Origin of the sequence: Brevibacillus sp. HD3.3A, from assembly GCF_013284375.2 — a bacterium.
Classification (GTDB): domain Bacteria; phylum Bacillota; class Bacilli; order Brevibacillales; family Brevibacillaceae; genus Brevibacillus; species Brevibacillus parabrevis.
The window spans coordinates 2722839-2744160 of sequence record NZ_CP085874.1 but is presented as its reverse complement, the minus strand read 5'-3'; the positions used below and the strand labels follow the sequence as shown (position 1 = coordinate 2744160).

At 51.3% G+C, this 21322-nt stretch carries 22 protein-coding genes; 1 reads left to right on the top strand and 21 read right to left on the bottom strand.

All coding sequences use genetic code 11. From position 1 onward, the window contains the following. Positions 1-65 precede the first annotated feature (65 nt). From HP435_RS13575 to HP435_RS13555, 5 genes are all read right to left on the bottom strand, one after another. Positions 66-539, bottom strand: coding sequence for a GNAT family N-acetyltransferase (locus HP435_RS13575; protein ID WP_122963428.1), 474 nt, complete (start codon positions 537-539; stop codon positions 66-68). 57 nt (positions 540-596) lie between these two features. Next, complete coding sequence (locus HP435_RS13570) at positions 597-1403, bottom strand: TrmB family transcriptional regulator (RefSeq protein WP_173598838.1); 807 nt, start codon at positions 1401-1403, stop codon at positions 597-599. A gap of 153 nt (positions 1404-1556) precedes the next feature. Beyond that, positions 1557-2519 carry an L-threonine 3-dehydrogenase gene (locus tag HP435_RS13565; RefSeq protein ID WP_122963430.1) on the bottom strand — a complete coding sequence of 321 codons (963 nt, stop codon included), beginning with the start codon at positions 2517-2519 and terminating at the stop codon, positions 1557-1559. Then, positions 2516-3709, bottom strand: coding sequence for a glycine C-acetyltransferase (locus tag HP435_RS13560; RefSeq protein ID WP_173595882.1), 1194 nt, complete (start codon positions 3707-3709; stop codon positions 2516-2518). Before HP435_RS13560 ends, HP435_RS13565 begins: the two co-directional genes overlap by 4 nt. Before the next feature lie 311 nt (positions 3710-4020). Continuing rightward, positions 4021-4398: a (2Fe-2S) ferredoxin domain-containing protein gene (locus HP435_RS13555; RefSeq protein ID WP_122963431.1), complete on the bottom strand. Its 378-nt coding sequence runs from the start codon at positions 4396-4398 to the stop codon at positions 4021-4023. A gap of 173 nt (positions 4399-4571) precedes the next feature. Between HP435_RS13555 and xerS the strand changes: the two genes are divergently transcribed. Further along, positions 4572-5684, top strand: coding sequence for a tyrosine recombinase XerS (gene xerS / locus HP435_RS13550; protein WP_122963432.1), 1113 nt, complete (start codon positions 4572-4574; stop codon positions 5682-5684). Between the two features lie 100 nt (positions 5685-5784). Here the strand turns inward: xerS and HP435_RS13545 are convergent, their stop codons facing one another. The 16 genes from HP435_RS13545 to HP435_RS13470 all read right to left on the bottom strand — a co-directional run bounded on the left by HP435_RS13545 (position 5785) and on the right by HP435_RS13470 (position 21317). Further along, positions 5785-6678, bottom strand: coding sequence for a manganese catalase family protein (locus HP435_RS13545; RefSeq protein WP_063227078.1), 894 nt, complete (start codon positions 6676-6678; stop codon positions 5785-5787). Between the two features lie 68 nt (positions 6679-6746). After that, complete coding sequence (locus tag HP435_RS13540; RefSeq protein ID WP_173598837.1) at positions 6747-6995, bottom strand: YuzF family protein; 249 nt, start codon at positions 6993-6995, stop codon at positions 6747-6749. A gap of 308 nt (positions 6996-7303) precedes the next feature. Beyond that, complete coding sequence (locus tag HP435_RS13535) at positions 7304-8137, bottom strand: transglycosylase domain-containing protein (RefSeq protein WP_173598836.1); 834 nt, start codon at positions 8135-8137, stop codon at positions 7304-7306. Between the two features lie 109 nt (positions 8138-8246). Next, on the bottom strand, positions 8247-9827 hold the full coding sequence (locus tag HP435_RS13530; protein ID WP_122963435.1) for an acetate--CoA ligase: 1581 nt from the start codon (positions 9825-9827) through the stop codon (positions 8247-8249). 232 nt (positions 9828-10059) lie between these two features. After that, the gene (locus HP435_RS13525; protein ID WP_122963436.1) at positions 10060-10965 is read right to left on the bottom strand and encodes a C40 family peptidase; all 906 of its coding nucleotides are present in this window, start codon (positions 10963-10965) and stop codon (positions 10060-10062) included. 280 nt (positions 10966-11245) lie between these two features. Beyond that, on the bottom strand, positions 11246-11875 hold the full coding sequence (locus HP435_RS13520) for a fumarylacetoacetate hydrolase family protein (RefSeq protein WP_122963437.1): 630 nt from the start codon (positions 11873-11875) through the stop codon (positions 11246-11248). Between the two features lie 72 nt (positions 11876-11947). Next, the gene (locus tag HP435_RS13515; RefSeq protein ID WP_122963438.1) at positions 11948-12481 is read right to left on the bottom strand and encodes a hypothetical protein; all 534 of its coding nucleotides are present in this window, start codon (positions 12479-12481) and stop codon (positions 11948-11950) included. 157 nt (positions 12482-12638) lie between these two features. Further along, positions 12639-13250: a VanW family protein gene (locus HP435_RS13510; RefSeq protein WP_122963439.1), complete on the bottom strand. Its 612-nt coding sequence runs from the start codon at positions 13248-13250 to the stop codon at positions 12639-12641. Between the two features lie 216 nt (positions 13251-13466). Continuing rightward, complete coding sequence (locus HP435_RS13505) at positions 13467-13910, bottom strand: ABC transporter substrate-binding protein (RefSeq protein ID WP_173598835.1); 444 nt, start codon at positions 13908-13910, stop codon at positions 13467-13469. Then, entirely contained in the window at positions 13882-14592 is a 711-nt protein-coding gene (locus tag HP435_RS13500; RefSeq protein ID WP_173598834.1) for a helix-turn-helix transcriptional regulator, read from the bottom strand. The genes HP435_RS13505 and HP435_RS13500 overlap by 29 nt, the downstream gene beginning before the upstream one ends. Positions 14593-14710: 118 nt before the next feature. Next, the gene (locus tag HP435_RS13495) at positions 14711-15061 is read right to left on the bottom strand and encodes a TroA family protein (protein ID WP_173598833.1); all 351 of its coding nucleotides are present in this window, start codon (positions 15059-15061) and stop codon (positions 14711-14713) included. A 236-nt stretch (positions 15062-15297) separates the two neighbouring features. Further along, positions 15298-16230, bottom strand: a complete 933-nt coding sequence (locus tag HP435_RS13490) for a VanZ family protein (protein WP_173598832.1) — start codon at positions 16228-16230, stop codon at positions 15298-15300. Between the two features lie 28 nt (positions 16231-16258). Beyond that, complete coding sequence (locus HP435_RS13485; protein ID WP_173598831.1) at positions 16259-18850, bottom strand: ABC transporter permease; 2592 nt, start codon at positions 18848-18850, stop codon at positions 16259-16261. Next, complete coding sequence (locus HP435_RS13480; protein ID WP_122963445.1) at positions 18847-19530, bottom strand: ABC transporter ATP-binding protein; 684 nt, start codon at positions 19528-19530, stop codon at positions 18847-18849. Before HP435_RS13480 ends, HP435_RS13485 begins: the two co-directional genes overlap by 4 nt. Before the next feature lie 101 nt (positions 19531-19631). Beyond that, entirely contained in the window at positions 19632-20633 is a 1002-nt protein-coding gene (locus HP435_RS13475) for a sensor histidine kinase (protein ID WP_122963446.1), read from the bottom strand. Continuing rightward, entirely contained in the window at positions 20634-21317 is a 684-nt protein-coding gene (locus HP435_RS13470) for a response regulator transcription factor (protein ID WP_122963447.1), read from the bottom strand. Positions 21318-21322: the final 5 nt, after the last annotated feature.

Here is a 21322-nt window from a genome sequence, read left to right as displayed (position 1 = left end):
CGGAGGCGGTTTATTTTGTGAGAGCGGGGGTGACCACGATCATACGCAACCTCTAGCCTAGCGCACTAACGCAATTTTCGCTCCATGAACATGGCGCCTTCCAGCGGGTTGTAGATGTAAGGCGTCGTCTCGGAAAACCCGAACGCCCGATACAACGCCTGCGCGCTCGTCATCGTCGCCAGCGTATCGAGCCGCATGAAATCGTACGGAAGCTGTTCCGCTGCCTCAATCACTTTTTGCACGAGCGCCCTGCCGATTTTCAACCCGCGATATCGGTCGCGCACATACAGTCTTTTCATCTCGCAAATCCGTTCCTCGCTTTTGCGCAGGGCGATGCAGCCCGCTGCTTCTCCGTCTACCAGCGCGAGGATCAGCACCCCATCTGGAGCCGCATACTTCCCAGGTAACGATTCGCATTCTGCTTCGAAGTCCTGAAAGCCCAGGTCAAGCCCGAGCGACTCGGTGTATTCGCGGAAAAGCTGCTTCACGCTCTCCAGCTCTGCCTCGTGTTCTTCTGTCACATAACGAAATTCGATCATCTGTTCTTTCCTCTCCTGCCTGTCTGTTTTGTCTGTCTCGATGTGAAAAATCGCTGCTTATTTTCTTGCGCTGTGAACGATATACGCCAACCGTTCATCGCTTTGGCAAAAGTCTGCCAAGTTGCCAACGCCCCATTTCGCACTCACTGCTTTCAGCGTCATATCGTGGCGAATGTACTCCTTGGCAAGCAAAATCAGCATCGGGTCTGTCGTCTGAATCGCTTGCGGCACGCGGCCATCGAGGAAGCTGGCGATCAACACCTGCTGGTCGTCCTGGATCACGATGGTCAGTCGCTGGCCCATGCGCCGTTTTTCGATCGCGGAAGTTTCTTCGTGATAGAAGGCGTTGCCGAAAGAAGCCGTTTTTTGATCGGCAAACAACAGGGAGAACAGCCTGATTCCTTGCGCTTGTGCCGCTTCGGCCGCCCCCTTCAATTCATCCAGCTCCTCGTCCCACGCCGACAGCCACACTTCCTCTTTTGCATGTGTGAGCAAGCTTTGCATAGCGGACAAAATTTTCGCCCGCTCCTCCATATGCCTGATCACGTGAACCTCCACCGGCTTTTCCATCGCTTGCAGCTCTTGCTCCAAATAGTCAATCGTCTCGACATGCTGCTTTTTCAGATTCGCCATCAGTTCCTTGATCGGCACAGGCCGATACGTTGGCGGCTCTGTCCGCAGTTCGATGACAGCCTGCTTGCTCACCAGCTTGGCAATAACCGCGTACACCATCGACCTAGGAACCCCGCTCTTTTTGCTGATTTCGTACCCGTTTTGCAGCGGTTCTTTCAGCAATGTCACGTATACTTTTGCTTCATTTTTGGAAAAACCGATTTCCTCAAACTTGTCCAGTAGCAGCTCCATAACAACACCCTTTTTAGTTGTAATAGATATGACTACTATAACTCAATCCGTTTGACGAAGCAACCTGATTCGCGCTGCTCCGGCCAATGCCATAAAAAAACCGCCGCTTTGCCTGTTACGCAAAGCGACGGTTTCCTCTTTGATGCTATTCGTTTAGCCAACCTGCTGTAGCAGCTTTCCCCGCAGTTTGGTCAGCATGTCTTCGGTCATTTTTTCGAGATCAAATTCGGCTTTGAAGCCCCACTCATTCATCGCTGCTGTCGCGTCAATCGAGTTAGGCCAGCTGTCGGCGATCGCCTGACGCACCGGGTCTACGTCGTACGAGAGCGCAAACGTCGGGATGTGCTTGCGGATCGCTGCCGCTACATCTTCCGGCTCGATGCTCATCGCCGTTACGTTGAACGCGTTGCGGTGAATGAGCTTGGATGGGTCTGCTTCCATCAACGCGATGATCGCGTTCAAAGCATCGGGCATGTACATCATGTCCATGTACGTGCCTTTGCCGATGTAGGAAGTGTAAGCCCCGTCGAGAATCGCTTTGTAGTAAATATCTACCGCGTAATCGGTCGTTCCCCCGCCTGGAGGCGCCACGTAGGAGATCAGTCCCGGAAAACGAACGCCGCGCGTATCGACGCCGAACTTTTGGTAGTAGTAATCGCACAGCAGCTCTCCGGACACTTTGTTGACCCCGTACATCGTCGTCGGGCGTTGGATCGTATCCTGTGGCGTGTTGTCTTTTGGCGTGGACGGCCCGAATGCGCCGATGGAACTAGGGGTGAAAAACTGGCAGTTCAGCTCGCGAGCTGCTTCCAGTGCGTTGACCAGTCCGCCCATGTTCAGGTTCCAGGCAAGCAGCGGTTTCGCTTCAGCGGTAGCCGAAAGCAGTGCAGCCAAATGCATGATCGTATCGACCTGATGGGTTTTCGCCAGCTCGAACATGCGATTTCCGTCCGTTACATCCAAAATCTCGAATGGCCCGGAATCCACCACAGGGTCAGCTTCTTTTTTGCGGATATCTGTCGCGACAACCTGATCGGCTCCGTAAACTTCGCGCAGCTTCATGATCAGCTCAGAACCGATTTGCCCCAATGCTCCCGTAACTAATATCTTTTTCATGACAGGATCCCCATTTCTTTCCCAACTTTTTCATAGATGCCAAGGGCGCGATCCAGCATTTCCTTGGTGTGAGCGGCAGTCGGCATGTTGCGTACACGTCCTGTTCCTTTTGGCACGGTCGGGAACACGATCGCCTTGGCGTACACGCCCGCTTCGTACAGGCGTTTGCTGAACTCCTGTGTCTGTTGTTCGTCGCCAATGATGCAAGGCGTGATCGGTGTTTCGCTCGCTCCGATGTTGAAGCCAAGCTCTTTCAAGCCTTTTTTCAAATAGTGGCCGTTATCCCACAGCTTGTCGTGAAGCTCTGTGCTGCTTTGCAAAATTTCAATAGCGGCGATGCTTGCAGCCACGTCGGCTGGCGTCAATGCAGTGGAGAACAGGAACGGTCTGCTGCGTACTTTGAGCCAGTCAATCAACTCCTGGCGTCCAGCGACATAACCGCCGACTACCCCGATCGCTTTCGAGAGCGTACCGATCTGGAAGTCAATTTTATCGGACAAGCCAAAATGCTTGACTGTTCCAGCGCCTTTTCCGAGCACGCCGGAACCGTGAGCATCATCTACATACGTAATGAGGTCAAATTCTTCGGCCACCTCGACGATTTCCGGCAGCTTGGCAATATCGCCATCCATCGAGAAGACGCCATCGGTGATGACCATCAGTTTTTTATATTTACCGGACTCTTTCGCTTCTCTCGCCTTGGCGCGAAGGTCGTCGATGTCGGAGTGGTTAACGCGAATGATTTGCGCGCGCGACAGACGGCAGCCGTCGATGATCGACGCATGGTTCAGCTCGTCTGACAAAATCGCATCGTCCTTGTCCATCACGGCAGAAATAGCTGCCATGTTGCAGTTAAAGCCGGACTGATAAGCGATGGCTGCTTCTGTATGCTTGAAGGCAGCGAGTTTTTCTTCGAGTTTGACATGCAGATCAAGCGTACCATTGATGGTGCGAACCGCCCCTGCTCCAACTCCGTATTTTTGCGCAGCAGCAGTCGCCGCTTCGATCAGGCGCTGGTCTGTTGCCAGTCCCAAATAGTTGTTGGAAGACAGGTTAACCAGTTCTTTTCCCGCAATGGTGATGACAGGGCCGTTTGCGCTTTGCAAAGGATCGATGACGTTGTACAGACCTTTGCTTTTCAAATCAGCCAGATTTTCGTGTAAAAAATGCTCCAATGTTTTGCTCGCCAACGAGAATCCCTCCAGCATCCAGCCATCGGGCCTTACATCTGACCATCGTGGAAGTAATTCCCACGAAAACAAATGTGCACCCTGCGCGGACATATTTTTCTTATGAAAATCCCTTTAAATCAACCTTATTTACTAATAGGTTACCACCATTTTCTTTAAATGTCCATATCACAAAGACATATTTGATGACGCTTTCAGGCAAATCGCAGAAAGACCTATTCCTACATAAGTTCTCCTTTTGTTGGAATCTTAGACAAAAGCCGCGCAACAAAAAACCACCCTCCTCTTTTCCAGTGGAGCGTGGCTCTTGCTTACTTTTTCGCTTTGGCCGATTTCAACATCCCCGGTTTGGCATCGGATGTGCGGGCAAATCCATCCCCTGCAAAGCGATGCGTCATCAAAGCTTCGATCGGTTGACCCAGGCGAAAATGCTGATCGACCATCTGCTTGGCGTCTTCCGGGGTCACGTTCTGATACCAGATGCCTTCCGGATAGACGACTACGACACAGGCATCCTCACAGCGCCCGTTGCAGCGCGTGCGGCTCGTATGTACATAGTCGTCCAGACCAGCCTCGGTGATCGCTTCCCGGAGCGCTACCGTCACTTCCTCGCCCCCGTTGCGCATACAGCTCCCGCCATTGCAGAGCAACACATGGTGACGCGTTTGAGACAAATCCCACGTTGCCAATGAACATTCCTCCCGCGAAATAATCGTAACGATTACGTTTTATTTACTTTTCTACTTTACTTTTTCTCATCATGACTGTAAATAGCGCAATTTGCAATTCCCAGAACGTTTCCTTTTTGCTAGAATATATGTTCGTATACAACTATTCCAATCTTTGGAGGGCGGTGGATCACATGTCCGTAACCAAGCAGCGAGATGCCTTGCAACTGCTCCAGACAATCGGGTCTTTTCCCTGGTATGTAGAAAAATTTATCGACCATAAAAAGACGAAAAAAAGCTCCCCTTCCACCTTGCTCGGGTATTTGCGCGACATCGCCTTTTTCTTTCGCTGGATGATGACAGAAGGTTTGACGCAGGCGACAGAGCTCAAGGACATGCCCCTCTCTGACCTGAACGAGCTGAAAAAGGAGACGATCGAAAGCTACGTCTTGTACTTGCAAGAATCGCATCTGTACGAACGCGCCGCCCTGCTGACCAACCCGACGCGCAGCGCGAAAAAAGAGTACAGCGACCGGACGATCAGCCGAAAAATTTCCAGCCTGAAGTCGTTGTTTCATTATTTGGCTGCGCTGGCGGAAGACGAGCATGGCGAGGCGTATTTGAAGCGCAATGTCCTGGCCAAAATCGAGCTGGACGCAACAGAGATGACACCGCTCGCCCGCGCCCACGCCATCCGGGCAAAAATTTTGATCGACGATGAAATTTATCAGTTCGTCGATTTTGTTTACAACGGCTACCTCGCCCACTGTGACACGGAAAAAAAACGGCAGTACCACCTGCAAAATCGCGACCGGGATACGGCGATGATCGCGCTGATTCTCTCTGGCGGGTTTCGCGTCTCGGAGATCGTCAGCCTGGACTTGTCCGACATCGTCATGGAAAAAAATCAGTTGAAAATGATCAGAAAAGGCAAGAAGGAAGACGCTCCCTTTTTCAGCGACTGGGGCAAGGAGTATCTCGGTCGTTACCTGGCTCTGCGCGACAAGTATCATCCAGGCTCCCAGGAGGACGCTGTTTTCCTCGCCGTATCGCCAACGAAGCCGCACGGCCACCGAATCGAAGTGCGCTCGGTACAAAAGCTGGTCAAAAAATACGCGAAAGCATTCGGGATCCCTGATCTGTCCGTCCACAAGCTGCGGCACAGCTTTGCCACCCAGTTTTTGCGGCTGAATCCCGACCCTCACCAGCTGCAAGCGCAGTTGGGACACTCGAAAATCGAGACGACGATGCAATACGCCCACGTCCTCGAAGATGCGCTGGAGAAAGCGGTCAATCGCACAACCTGACCTGACTCCCCTAAAAAAGCAATCGACCAATCAGCCCTCGCCCTGGCGAACTCAAGCTGATTGGTCTTTGTTTTGCCTTTGCGTTCATCCTCTTTTTCCCCTACAGCCCGGCTGATCGCTGTAACCGTTTGGCAATTTCCAAAAAGTCTTCCCGCGACACCCCTGGCGCAAACTCCTCCGGCAATTCATCCAGATCGGGAACAGGCCCGCCATCCGGGACGCCTTGAATGACCTCCGCGGTTGATCCGTCCGGCAAAGGTCCGCGCCAGATCATCGCGATATCCTGATAGTCCTGGTAGCTGAACGTAAACAGCTTGCGGTTTAGCCCCATGGCAATATACGGATGAGTCGCGTCAAACTGCTCGTTGTCCAAATCCGGGACAGGAAGCATTTTCGTCAAATCGACTCCCGTAGCAATTTCCAGCGCCTTGGCGTAGGCCACCACATGCACGCCGCCTCTGACGAGCAAATAGCCAATCATCGCTCGTGCCGTCGGGTGATCGGTCATCTGGTACACGCGCATTTTGTGGGTGCGCGCCCCGCATTCGAGAAAAAAGTTGTGCAGCAGATCGAGCACGAGATTGCCGCTGGTGAACACGTAGTCGCCCGTCCACGATTTGCCCATCGAATCACCGGGCAGCGCGGTCTGTGCCGAGGCAATGAAATGGTATGTGTTGCGCTTGTTCAAGCCGTTTGCGAGCGGTGTAGTGTCGGGATCGCCAGGCCGCGTAATGCCTTTCATGCACAAGTTGATCGCATTGGATACCAGCTCGACGTGTCCTACCTCTTCTGCCGTGATGCTCGCGACGAGGTCGTAAAACGGCTTCAGCTTCCTTTTCCCGCGAAAATTGAACGATTGATACAAATAGTTGTTCAAAGTCGACATCTCGCCAAAACGGCCGCCCAATAGCTCCTGGACGGCCGCAGCGGCGTTGGCGTCTCCGTATTCCGGCTCCGGAAGCTCGATAGCCAATCGGTTAATCCGTGTAAACAACGCGATTCCCTCCCCCGTCATCCTCCTGTCTTTACTGTTTTATGAGGGGGAAAGGTTGTATCATGTCACTAACTCGGCATGACCCAGACGATTTGCTGTATGCGCACGAAAAACGTAGAGCCGCCGACTCGCAAAACGACGTGGTCGGGCAGGACGTTGACTACGTTTCCTCGGAGGTTTCCTTGCGTCGTTTGGATGGTAACATCACGCTGCACAACGCCTAGCAACGTTTGATACACGAACGGGTCAATCAACGACGTCATCGACGGGGTGTTTGATCCCGGCTGGGACTGGGGCTGATATGGATACGCATTCATGACACTCGTGGCTCCTTCCTGTAGTTCCTCCCCTTACTTTATGCAGCGTTCGGGATATGGGTGAGAGCACAGCTCATCCATGCCGCACGCTCTGCGACAGATGAGTGAACAGCTACAACCCCTACTGCCTGCCCTGTGACTGATGAGCAAACAGCTACAACCCTACTGCCTGCCCTTCGACAGATGAGTGAACAGCAACCCTGCCGCCTCCTCTGTAACTGACGAGTGCCCCCCGCAAAAAAAAGCCCGGCCCCCTGCCTTTCAGACAGAAGACCGAGCCTCGCTTCATTAATCGTGTAAGGATGGAGTTACAGCGAAGACTTGCCCTTGCTGTTCTTCGCTCCCGTAACCACTACGTTTTCCAGCTTGGCCGCTTTGAGCGTCTCTTGATCGATGACGTTCAACTCCGCCATTCTGTTCAGGACAACCGCCTGACGGGACTTGGCCTTTTCCCAATGCTTCACAGGCGAATACGCTTCCGGCGCCTTTGGCAAAGACGCGAGGATCGCGGTTTCCCCGATCGTCAGCGGAACTTTTCCCCCTGCTGTTGCCGCAGATTTGTTGAAGTAAAACTGGGCAGCTTCGCCGATGCCGTAGTGCCCGTGTCCGAAGTAAATCACGTTCAGGTACATTTCCAGCAACTCTTTTTTGCTGTAGCGCTGTTCCAGTTGCAAGGCAATCGCCATTTCCTTGACTTTTCTGCCCATCGTTTTGTCATGGGTCAAAAACAGATTGCGGGCGAGCTGCATCGTGATCGTGCTGCCCCCCTGCACGTAGGCGCCTTCGCGAACATCGATCCAGATCGCCCGGGCAAGCCCGTACGGATCGACTCCCGGATGCTGCATGTACCGATGATCTTCAATCGCCACGAACGACTTCCAGACATAATCAGGCATCTCGTCGAGCTTGACGTAGGCACCGTGAGCCGGGTGCTGCACGGCCGCCAGCTTTTGGTCATCGATCCACCAGTTGCCGGCCCAGGTCAAGACAACCGGAGTCAAAATCGTGACAATCAACATGAAAACGAGCAAAATGCCCGCTCTTTTTTTCCACGACCATGCCCGCTTTCGCACTGGCTGGTTTACGGTTGCTGCTGCATATGGATTCGCGTTTCCCCCTACCGGGACGGAAAGCTGGTTCATGCTACATTCCCCCTTGCCTTGCAGTACACCTTCATTGTAAGGAAGGGGGATGTTTTCTCCCATCGAATCCACTTACAGCAAGCTTACAATTTCGTAAGGCTTACCCCGATCAATAGCGGTGCGTTCCGGCCTCCTGCTGGCGCAGCTCGATCCGTCTGATCTTGCCCGATGTCGTTTTCGGCAGTTCCTGGACAAATTCGATCTTGCGCGGATATTTGTACGGCGCAGTCAATGTCTTGACATGATCCTGAAGCTCGGCAACCAGCCCGTCAGACGGCGTCTGGCCTTTTTTCAAAATCACAAACGCCTTCACCACATGTCCGCGCTCCGGATCGGGACTGGCAACCGCCGCGCACTCGGCCACTGCCGGATGCTTGACCAGCGCATCTTCCACTTCGAATGGCCCGATCGTATAGCCGCCAGAGATGATGATGTCATCCGAGCGGCCTTCGAACCAGATGTAGCCGTCCTCATCCATCTGCCCCTGATCGCCCGTAACGTACCAGTCGCCACGGAAAGCTCTCGCCGTGCGCTCGGGATCGTCCAGGTACCCTTTGAACAGCGCCACCAGATTGCGGTCAATGGCAATATCGCCGACTTTGCCGACGGGCAGCTCGTGCCCTTCCTCGTCAATAATCGCGATCCGCACGACTGGCGAAGGCTTGCCCATCGAGCCAGGCTTCGGCTCCATGCCGACAAAGGTGCCGACCAAAAGCGTGCTTTCCGTCTGTCCATAGCCGTCGCGCACCGTCAACGCAAATTCGCGACGGAACGTGTCAATCACTTCCCGATTCAACGGCTCGCCTGCCGAACATGCCGAGCGCAGCGCTTGCAGCTTGTACTGCGACAGATCGGATACTTTTGCCATCAGCCTGTATTCGGTTGGCGTGGCACACAGCACGGAAACGGGGTAATTTTGCAAAATAGTCAAATAGTTTTCGGCAACGAACCGTCCTTTGTAGACGAACGCCGTCGCTCCCATCCCCAACGTGGATACGAACGGACTCCAGATCCATTTCGCCCACCCAGGGCCTGCTGTCGCCCAGACCAGGTCGCCTTCGCGCACATCGAGCCACTGCTTGGCTGCTACCGCCAGATGGGCGAACGGCCAGCCGTGGACGTGCATGACGCCTTTTGGCCCGCCTGTCGTCCCGGACGTGTAGGACAAAAACGCAAGCTCGTCAGCGTCCGTATCTGCTGCGGTACATTCTTCACTCTGCCCTTCCATCAGTCCGGCAAGCGATACCCAGCCGTCTTTGCCTGCTCCTGTTGTGATGTAATGCGTCAAGCTTGGGCAGTTGCCGCGAGTCGGCTCCACCTCGTCCATCACCCCGTCAAAGCTGATGACTGCTTTCGCTCTGGCGTGGTTCACCCGATATTCGATGTCTTTGTAGCGCAGCATTTCCGATCCGGGCATGATGACGGCGCCCAGCTTCAGCAAGGCGAGGTACAGTCCGTAGGCAAGTGTGCCGCGAGAGACGAGCACCAGCACCCGATCCTTTTCGCCAATCCCGATGGAGCCAAGTGCATTGGCGATGCGATTGGAATAGCGGCGCAACTCCTCATAGGTCAAAATGTGTTCGTTTCCTTGCTCGTCCAACTCCCAGACAGCGCGTCTTTCCGGGTTCTTTTTCGCCCACTCATCGACTTGCGCCGCGAAGTTGTATTTGACTGGCATGTTCAATTTCAAATGACACACCCCCACTTTGTTTACCTTTGTTTACGTATGTAAAAAGACACTTCGACGTTTTTTTAATTTTTCCTCTTTACACTCTATTCAAACAAAAGAAAAACAGCGTCATGATACAAAAATTGGCACGCCATACGGGCGAAACGATTATGGCACTTCCTACGTCATACATAACAAAGGCTCCCATGCAGATGCACGAGAGCCGATTCGAACTGATGACACTGTATGAAGGTTACAGAACGCGCTTGACTTTGACAACACGCTTTTCCCAGTTCGTCCCATCGTACTTGGAGTATGTCACACCAGGACTGCCGTACGTGTGCAAGATTTTGCCGTTTCCAGCATAGATCGCCACGTGCGTGATCCGGTCGGAGGAGCTGTTGGCGGAAGCCTTCATGAAGAGCAGGTCACCTTTTTGCAGGTTCTTCTTGGACACAGTCGTACCTACTGTGGATTGCTGGCGGGAGTCGCGCGGCAACGTGATTCCCGCTTCCTTGAAGACGCGCTGCGTGAAGGAAGAGCAGTCAAACGTTTTGGTGCTGCTGCTGGAAGAACCGTACTTGTATTTCGTTCCCATATACTTTTCACCGATCTTGATTACTTTGTTGGCAAGATCGCTTGGAGCTTGTTGTGTATCGTCTCCGGAATTATCCGAAGAGCTTGTCTCTTCCAAAATGCGGCGAGCCCCTACGAATTTGTCGCTGTACTCGGAATAGCTTTTCACGACAACGGCATCCTCGCCTTGGGAGGAATAGACGAATTGATCATTGCCTATGTATATTCCCATAAAAGATGCGCTTCCGCTTCCTGTCGATGAGAAGAATACCAGGTCTCCCGGCTCAACGCTGTCTTGGGAGACTTTTTTGCCTGCCTTGGACAAGCTTGAGATCGTGCTGCCGATTGTGATGCCGACTTGTTTGTACGTATACGTAGCCAGCTCTGCGGAACCGAATTGTTTTGGACCTTTTGCTTTATATTCATAATCTTTCCCAATCAGCGATGTGGCAATATTGACTACATCAGATTGTTTTGAATCTTGCGTCTTAGCGGCCGCCTGTCCAACTTGACCACCCATTAACAGGGACGTACTCAGTAGGACTGCTATTGTTGACTTCATTACCCAATCTCGTTTCGTCACTTTCTTTTCCTCCTTGTTATGTTGTGGCACCCGTCTTGGGTACATGGACAGATTACCGCAGGAGGAAACAGGAGGATAAGACCGTAAAATTTACCAATTCAGGAATTAGTAGCATCGGACTACTCAGAAAACAAGCGGCAAAGTAGGCTGTTCTTGCCTTTTAGTTCCATAGCACCAGAAGCCATTGAGAAACGATTTCAATGGCGCGATGCACGAAAAAAACCCATCTTCTGCCTGATCATGTCAGAAGATGGGTTTTCTCTTGGCGGAGTAAGGCTCGTTATCCTTTCAATCTGGCGGTAAACTGGCCCCGCTCTTCGTCGCCCCATTTGAGTGTCAGCACATCGCCGTCTGCCACTGGCCCGACACCCGCTGGTGTTCCCGTGTAAATGATGTCGCCAGCTCCCAGACCGAAATGTTCTTCTACATAAGCCAAAATCGTTTCCAGATCAAAGATGACGTCGCTAATATTGCCTCGCTGAACTTGCTCGCCGTTTTTATGCAGCGAAAAGTCGGCTTGCTGCAAGGCAGACAGCCCCGAGAACGGCTGAAACGGCGTCAAGATTGCGGAATTTTTAAACCCTTTGGCAAGCAGCCACGGATGGCCAGCGCTTTTCAGCTCGCTTTGCACATCGCGCAACGTAAAATCAATGCCCAAGGCGACTTTGTCAATCACCTGCTCAAGTGCACAGCCTGGCTCATACGGTCTTGCGATATGCACGACAATCTCCGCTTCATAATGAAGCTCGCCGCGCGTGCCAGGCAGCGCGATTTCCTGCCCGTTCGTCATGGCCAAAGCGTGTGTCGGCTTGGCAAATATCATCGGCTTTTTCGGTACGTCATTCCCCAGCTCAGCCGCGTGCAGTCGGTAGTTGCGGCCCACACAGTATATATTGCGGATTTGTTCCATTTTTGTCCTCTCCTTATGAAAGCTTGTCGCTCCCATTTACTATATCATGGCAGAGAGGACGGCAAAAGCCGCTCAATACTCGTCAAAGCAGTTGTCATAGCCCGGCCACAGCCTTGCGTTTCCTCTGGCCTCCACTTCAAATACGGTATCGCAAATCGCTTCCAGCGCGCTCTCCAAATCCGTTGCTTCATCAGAAGCCCACATGAACCCGTAGCGGAGTCTGACCATTTGTTCGTTCTTTTCATACAGGACGAACTCCAGCTGCTGGTGCTGCTCAATGACCGCTTTGCGCGCCAGAACGGTTGCGTCGAGCGAAAACAATCCATCCCACTCCGAGATGACATAAGTGGAAGTCACCTCGATCCAGAGAGCGCAAGCATCGTTTTTCCGGCGAAAGACAACAGAGTCTTCGCGATAAAATCCGTATCCAGAAGGAAGGGCGCCTTGAAGCTTGAATGCAATTCCTACAGGCAAGTCTTCCGGCTTCAGTGCTCCGACAAACCTTCCCGGCAAAAGATAGTATTCATCTTGCTGGCAAGAGCTGAGAGGCTCCCCCATCACGAGCACGCGCTGGTTCTTTTTCTCGCCTGTCACCTGTACGTACATTGCGGCACCTCCTTTTCACACAGTATGGTCACGAATGCCTGCCTCAAAACCAAATTGTGTGTGGCTCTATCCATTATTTTACTTTTCCTGAAGACAAAAAAACAGAGAGGTACATCCCAATTTGATGTCCTCCCCGGATTTGCCTGGCTATTCGCGATTAGGCACGCACGATGGCGATTACTACATCGCTGTCTTTGTATGTTTTGGCTTTCACTTTAACGGGAAAATCGTACGGATTTTGAAATTGAAAATCAAGCACACCGAAGGCAACGGTCGCATCCTGGCCCGCTGGCACGTAGCCCACAGACTTGCTGTGATTGTGGCGCTCGACGATCGTCATTCCCGCCTCCGCTGTCGCGTTGTACAAGGTGCTGGAGACTTGGCAAATCCCGCCGCCGAAATCGTCTGTAAGCTGTCCGTTCAAGATGACGCCAGCCTGCTTCCAGCCGTCTTCCTCCAAATTGGAGTTTCCGACTTCTTTATTATAAGAAAAGACAGCTTGTGGCGCGATCTTCTCGTTGTTGATTTTTTTCATCGCCTTTTTGATGTTGTGCTTGCGTGCATCTGTGCTGTCTTTCATCGTCGTATGGTAAAAGCCGAGGACGTCTTTGTCTTTGATGTCCATTTTGTCCAAAAAGGCTTCGCGCTGCTCAGTCAAGGAAAGCTCAGCCGTATCCAAGGCAAAGGCAGGAACGGACAAAGCGTGCGTCCATCCGGAAAACAATAAAGCCGTCATCACACCTACTCGCCAAAGCCGAAGTTTGTTCATGCTCCTCTTCTCCCTCGCTTCCATTCATGCTGTCTGTGTATCAGTCGGGCTTGCAAGAACCAAGCCACAACCTCGCTATCCTACTGTAGCCCATGCATGAATGAGCGAGCAACCTGCAAATCTTGGACCGCTTGCCTAGAAAAAGGAAGACCGCTCCCATCCGGGCGGTCTGTCCTGGCTATGTGGCTTTTCTTTTGCACAAACGGGAATGATCTCTCAGCCCAATGCCTGGACGACCTGCTCCAGCTTCTTGGTGTTGGCAATCATTCCGTTGTTCATCCACGTCAAAAAGTCGACCTCGTAAACGTGCTGGTTGCGAACGGCTGGAAGTGCGCTCCACACAGGATCAGCGAGTATGTCACGCTCCGCTCCGGGCGCTTGCGTATGCCACTTGTCAAAGGTCACAAACAGATGGTCAGCTTGCAGATGCGCTAGTTGCTCCCTGGTCAGGCTGACCATCGGTGCATGCTCCGTCTCGGTAAAACCAGGGTATTGCCGATACGGATGCAGCCCCAAATCACGATACAATACAGAGCCGCTGAACCCTTTTTCTGCATTTGCGTACAGAAAAATATGGTCGGCGGAAATGCGCAGGCAAGCAACCGACTGCTTGTCCGCGATGCCTTGCAAATCACGGCGCGCGCTGGGCTTTAGCTTCATAGGCAGCAATCTGTTCCTCCGCCTGCTCTGTCCGTCCGAAGTAATCGGCTACTTTGCGCAGCAAAAAGCGCCAATTCTCGCTTGATTGCGGCAACACGCACGTGTGGGAGATGCGTCGGCACTGCTCGTACAAGTAATATTCGTTGTTGAATCCCACATGCGCAGCGATATCTTGCAAACGGTCGTCGGTTTGCGCCAGCATTTTTTTCGTGCGCTCAATCCGCACGTCGTTCAAAAAATCGAGCGGCAGCTGCCCTGTCGCCTGTTTAAACAATCGTGTAAACCGCCAACGATCCACCTGGGCGATACGCGCCAACTCTTCTACGGTCAACGTCTCCTGGCAATAATGAAGCATGTGCTGGATCGAGCGCTCCACGGCTCCGCGCTTGTCGGGCACGCTTGCGGACTCGGCAGACAGCCGCTTGTTTTGGAACAGTAACAAAAGCAACTGTTGAAACCGAACCTGATAGGCAAACGCCGCTGTCTCCTTCTGCGCGAAACGACAGCGCATCATTTCATCCAGCCATTCCAGACAGAGCGAAAACGGAACACCTTGCACCGCTCCCCAGCAAGGAAAGTGCTTGTACGGCTCCCCTTCTTCGCCTGGATCATCGGCGCTGTTCGGCTTCTGCCTGTGCATCGAAAAAGCGAGCCAGTAAACTGATTGCGAGGTATCTACCATGAGCTTTTTCACTTTTTGAAAATGAAATTCATTATCATCAACTCCGATTGTAGCGAAAAAAAGAAAACTCTTCAACCTATGTTGAAAAACTTTCTTCTGCGTCAATCGCGCTATTGTTTTAGTTGGCAAACAGCTTCAGCAGCTCGTCCATTTTTTTGTGGTTCGCCATAATCGCGCCCGTCTGCCAGTAAGAACGCTCCACCGGATAGACGTTGCCTTTTTTCACCGCAGGGACCGTCTGCCAGACCGGATTTTTCAACAGCTCCTGCAATGCCTGCTCGTTGCCCGCCTCTGCCCACGTTCCATTCGACGGCAAAATAATCAGATGATCGGCGTCAAGCTGCGGCAACGAGTCGCTTTGCACTGCCTGTCCGCTCGCCCCTTCTTTTGCCGCGCAGCCTGTCAGCGCAATCGCCGCTGACAATGCGAACACCAGCAGACCCGTTTTTCTGGAACTCAACCGCTTCACATCAACCACTCCTACAATATAAATGATTCTCATTATCACTGATTCACAAGCATTGTATCCCATGCCCCCCATTCTCTCAATGCACTTTCTCGACAGTGGCGTTTATACAAATTTGTCTGTTGCTGGTTTCCATAAAAGAAACAGCGGCGAGCCAAGACCTGAAACGAAGTCCTGGACTGCCGCTGTTGTGAGGAAACTGGCCAAGGAAATAGTTTCCCCGTTGCGTAATGCCTGGCTCAATTCCAGAAATATTTCATCTCTCTAAATCCCACATCCCATAATTGTTCATTTCCCTCAATGGTGATCGTCAGCTCATTTGCTTGTTCGAGGAAAATTTCAAACACTCCCGGCTCATGGAGTTGGTCTTCTGCAGCCGCGAACAGAAACTCATGTCCATCGACGGCAACCCTTATGCTTCCAGTAAAATCGTTTTGGTCAGGAATCCCATAATACAAGGAGAGAAAAAGCTCCTTGTTGCCCAACGTATACGTGTACGTTTCCCTGTTTTTGCCTTCGGCGCTGTACACATTGTATGTGGGTTCTACCTGTTGACCGCCGATTTTAAAGCTGTATGGTTTGCTTCCCGTTGCTGGATTTCCGGTGCTATCTGTCAGTTCATGTAACGCCACAAAAGGTCCTGCTTCTTTGGTGAACACTTTGTCAACAATCGCGCAAAATCCCCACACCCCGATCATCAGGACGGCAATAGAAATGCCTGTCGCAGCTATATTTCTCCAGACGTTTTTGGTCCGCATGCCCAGTTTGTACGCCCCGAATCCGATTGCTGCCCCTGATGAGTTTTGAATGACGTCGTTCACATCGAAGCTGCCGAGCAAAGTGAGCGCCTGAATGGTTTCCAGCACAAGAATGGACAGCAAAAACCATGCGATGAATCGAACAAAGCTAGTCCGGTATAGCAACGGAATCAACACGCCAAAAGGGATGAAAGCGGCAATGTTGCCAAAATCCACAAAATCCATCAGTGTAGGATGAAGCAGCTCTGCTATACTTGGCAGCTTGAAAAAACTGTCCGGTACAAAAAGAAAGGTGTAGTCGGTCATTTGCCCGATCGTATCTAACCTGCCGAAAGCGAGAAAGATAAAATACAGAATCACCATGGTATAAAGTATGGTTAGGGCAAGAATGATCTTGCGCTGCTGGGTAGTCATGGTTTGCTCCTCCAAAGACGATTGCCTATCATGCATGCTCTTGCTTCAACGCATCGATAATGTTTTCCCCTTTTACTTTCGCGCCGGCATACAGCATGGCGGAGCCGACGATGACAAATACGGCGACAATGACAGACAAAATACTCATCCAGGGCAGGGCGAATCCATAGCTGAATTTGTTCGCCAATGCTCGATAGATCAGATACATCACGACGAAGCTGATGGGAAGCCCAAACAGCAGCGCCTTGACCCCGTAAAAAATACTTTCGTAGTTCAGCATCTTCGCAAAGCCTTTTGGCGTCATTCCAACAGATTTCAGCATCGCAAATTCTCGCTTGCGAAGGGCTACACCCGTCGAGATCGTGTTAAAAATGTTCGCAATGGAAATCGCTGAAATTAATACGATAAAGCCATAGGAAAAGACGGACATCAACAAAATCCGTTGTTCTTTGCTTTTTCTGGATTGATACAAATTGTAGACGTGCAGATTTGTCTCATGCATCTCTTCGATTTCTTGCTGCGTTTTCAACGGTTCCGTACTTTTCAAATGGAGAAAGGTCTGAACGTGAGCCAGCTCCTCGGCATCAGCGAGTCGATTCATGACGCGTTCCGAAACGACGATGTTTAACCAGCCTATTTCTGGCGTGTTCATCCCCATAGGAGCTTGATCCGTCAACGCAGCAACGGTCACTTTGTTTCCCTTCGTTTTTTCTCCCGTTTCTTTATCGCTTTTCGCAAACTCGATACTTTCACCGACTTGCGTATAGATCGCTTTCGCTTGGACATATTTTCCCGTAGCCATCTCTTTGTAATGAATCGTATCCAGCACAATCGCGGCAGGCTGATCCGGATTCGTAAGCTGTTCGTAATCTGCGCCGACCGCTTTGGCATAAGCTTGCAGACTCGAATCGTCTAAGGCGTGAATTATTATATCGTAAGCATATTTTCCGTTCCGGAGCAAACTCCTATCCTGCTTAACCTTCTCTCGCAATTCATCGGCGATGAGCGCTTCGTCGACCCAAGCGTTTCGGTACAACGCGTGAATCACGTTGTACTCCGTTACGTTATCAAGGGAGGCAATGGATTGAACCAGCCTGTCGTCGATTCTTTTTCCATCGCCGTACGATACTTCCATATCGTAATTGACGCCTTCCTGCGACAGTTCGATGGATTGCTTCAGACTGGCGGTAAAAAACGATACCGATAAAAACAAAACAATGCTGACGACGAGCGAAAAAACGATGGCATGGTATCTCCGTTTGTTCCTTTTCAAGTTTTTCAAGCCGATCTCCGCTTCGATGCCAAACAGCTTGCGAACGAGCTTTGACGTTTTCACCGCTTTGGCCGTAAGCTTTACATCGGTAGTTTGGCGAATCGCGTCCATGGCGGAAATCTTGGATGCTTTGACTGCCGGGAGATACGTGGAAATGAAAATCGTCAACATCGAAACAACACAGGTAATCAGGATCGATAACGGTGTGACGACGAGCGTCAGCTTTTCCGCCGTCCATAATGCCCCTTGAATCATGGAGTTTATGAACCAAATCGTAATCCCGATCCCGGCAAGACCGCACAGGATGCCAACGGGAATGCTGATCAAGCCAATAACGACACCTTCAAAAAGCACTGAATTTCTCTTCTGCCTTTTCGTAGCCCCCACGCTCGCAAGCATCCCTAAATGGCGGGAACGTTCCGAGACGGATATGGCAAAAGCATTGTAGATGAGCGACACCGAGCCGATCATAATGACCGCCATCAGAATCGCCGTTAATGAAAACATCATGCTGTACGACGCTTCGCTTTTGGACAAGCCGTAATAATGAAGCAAATCGTTATTATAGTGAACGGTTTCGATCTGGTTGCTCTCAGCCAAATTTTCCGCATGAGCGAACAAGGTCGGATTGACTTTCTGCAAAGCTACCGCTGCATTAACCCGATCGTTTGCCCCCATGATGGTTTCATCGACATAGCTAATCACCGTATACCCCGGTGCCAACGCCGTTTCCCATTGTGGACGCTTGATGAAGCCTACCACCGTGTACTCTCTTGTCTTTAGATGCTGCAACGTTTCAGTCAATTGGTTTTCAGCCCTGCGCAGCGGTTCGGTTTGATCCAGGGGATGATCGCCCCCATTTTCGAAGCGTTCGCCGACGTGAAGGGTGAGACGATCGCCGATTTCGTACTTCACTTTGGCGTTCGTGGCAACGGCTTCGGAAATAACGACTTCCTTGTCCGTTTGCGGAAGACGCCCCTTGCTCAATTCAACCGGAAATTGCGCGAAGCCTTGCGCATCATATTGCTTGATGAACAAGTACGGCTTGTTTGCATTTTGGCTCCCTGCCAATCGGGAATAGCCGAGATCTCGTGTGATCGCAACGGTTTTGGTTGCCTCATCGTCGCGGATCGCCGCAAGCTGTTCTTTGTTTACATCTTGATATTGGACGTGCCACTCCCCATTATCTGCGATGGCTTGCCTGATCATTAAATCCGCAAAGGAAAAAACGAGCGTAGCAACAGCGGTCACCATCGCGACGGAAATGATGACGCCGATGATCGTTACGAGCGTTCGTCTCTTGTTTTGCTGCAAATGCCGGATGGTTAGCGTATGGACAATGTTCATCGCCGGATCACCTCGTCTTTGGCAATCCTTCCGTCTTCAATCGAAATGATCCTGTCGGCTTGCAAGGCGATGCGTTCGTCGTGCGTGATGACGATCAGCGTCTGATGATAAGTTTTATTCAACATTTTTAACAAGTCGACGATCTCGCTGCTGTTTTTGCTGTCCAGATTCCCGGTCGGTTCGTCTGCCAGCATGATCGCAGGATTGCTGATCAGCGCGCGGCCGATCGAAACCCGCTGCTGCTGCCCGCCGGATAATTGATTGGGCAAGTGGTTTAAGCGATGCTGCAAATTCAACGTATTCACAAGACTGTCCAGCTGCTTTTTATCTACCTTTTGTTGATCCAGCAAGAGCGGCAACGTCATGTTCTCTTCCACCGTCAGGACGGGAATCAGATTGAAAAACTGGTAGATCAGACCGATTTGTCTGCGCCGAAAGATGGCGAGCTGCGTTTCGTTCAAGGCATACATGTCCGTCTCTTCCACAAAAACGTTGCCGCCAGTCGGCCGATCTACGCCGCCCAGCATATGCAGAAGCGTTGATTTTCCCGAGCCGGACGGGCCGATAATCGCGACAAATTCGCCTTTTTGGACCGAAAAAGAAACATCGTCAAGCGCCTTCACCGCCGACTCGCCTTTGCCGTATGTTTTGGACAAATGCTCAATCTTTAAAATTTCCATTGTCAAACCTCCATAGCTGTGCTGATGGCTATCATTTTAATGGGCTAAAATGACTTTCAAGTGACGATGAAGGTGACAATTTAGTCACTTACGGACTGCCGCTAAATCACTTGCTTATAAAATTTAATCCGAAACTCGGTCCCCTTCTCGCTGCTGCTCGTCACATCGATCACGCCGTTCTGGCTGGCAACGATGCTATGCGCCATCGCAAGCCCGATGCCGATGCTCCCTTCACTGGCGTTCTTGCCTTTGTAAAAACGTTTAAAAATATACGGCAAATCTTCTTTCGGAATGCCTTTTCCGTTGTCGGCAATGATTATTTCGGTAAACAACGCGTTTTCAAAAAAGGTGATCGCGATTGCTCCGCCTTCATGCGTGTGCTCCACAGCATTTTTCAAAATGTTGATGATTGCTTCGGCTGTCCAATTGAAATCGCCGACAAAAGAGACGTCGGCATCGCCTGCGATGGAAACCGTTTGTCGCTTGATGTCCAGCGGAATCATCACCGGCTCCAGCGCCTTTTCGATCAGTCTGTTCACCGGGATTCGATCTTTTTTGAATGGGACCGTCTTCGCGTCGATTTTCGACAGCTTTAATAAGGAAGAAACAAGCCAATCGATGCGTTCCAGCTGGATGCGAATATTGTGGGTGAACTCCGTTCTTTTGGCCGGAGGGAGGTCGGGGTCGCTTACTAAATCCGCCATGACCGTCATAGAGGTGAGCGGCGTTTTGAGCTGATGCGAAATATCGGAAATCGCATCCGTCAGTTGCCTTTTATCCCGTTGCAAAAGCGAGCGGTGCTCCGAGAGCATGAGCGTCACTTTGTATATATTGTTTTTTAAAATGCTCAGCTCGCCTTCTTGATTATCGCGAACGTCAAGGGAGTCATTGCCGTTGCTAATTTCCCGCAAATAGACGGACAGCTTGTCAAGCTCGCGATATCTCCATCTGGTAAATAACAAACTGCTGCCCATGAGCAAAATCGATAAAATGAACACGAGCGCTGCGGCGACAGGCGAAATAAAAGCGGCGGCAACAAGCGCCGTTACACTGATCAAGCCCATGACGAACAATAACATTTGAATTTCCCGATTTCGCAGCATCTACTCACCAACCTTATAGCCGAAACCGCGGACCGTTTTGATCAATGTCGGATGTTGCGGATCATCCTCCAGCTTTTCCCGCAGCCTTTTGATATAAACGGTTAACGTATTATCGTTCACGAAGTCGCCAGCCACGTCCCAGATTTGCTCCAATAGCTGATTTCTTGTGAGCACTTGTCCAATATGGTTTCCAAAAATTAGCAACAAGCGATACTCCAAGGCGGTCAACGGAATTTCAGTGCCGTTTTTATGCACTTTGCCCTCCAACGTATTGATGCGGACATGGTCGATGTCTATGATCGTTTTCGTTTGAGACAGCTTCTGGTATCTGCGCAAGACAGACTTGATTCGGGAGAGAAGCTCGCGAATCCGAAAAGGTTTGGTAATATAATCGTCGGCCCCCATGTCAAGCCCCATCACGACATTGACTTCATCGTCGATCACCGTCAAAAAGATAACCGGGATGTCTCGGCGGTCTTTCACCATTTTGCACAGTTCATAGCCATTTCCGTCCGGAAGCGATAAATCAAACAAGCATAAAGCGAATTGATCGATGTCTTCGGCGAGCACCTTTTTCGCTGAGGCGACATCATGGCAAAGCACGGTGGAAAAGTGGTCTTGATGCAGCGAATATTCCAGACCGGACGCGATCGTTTTGTCATCTTCGACTACTAAAATTTTCATCCGCA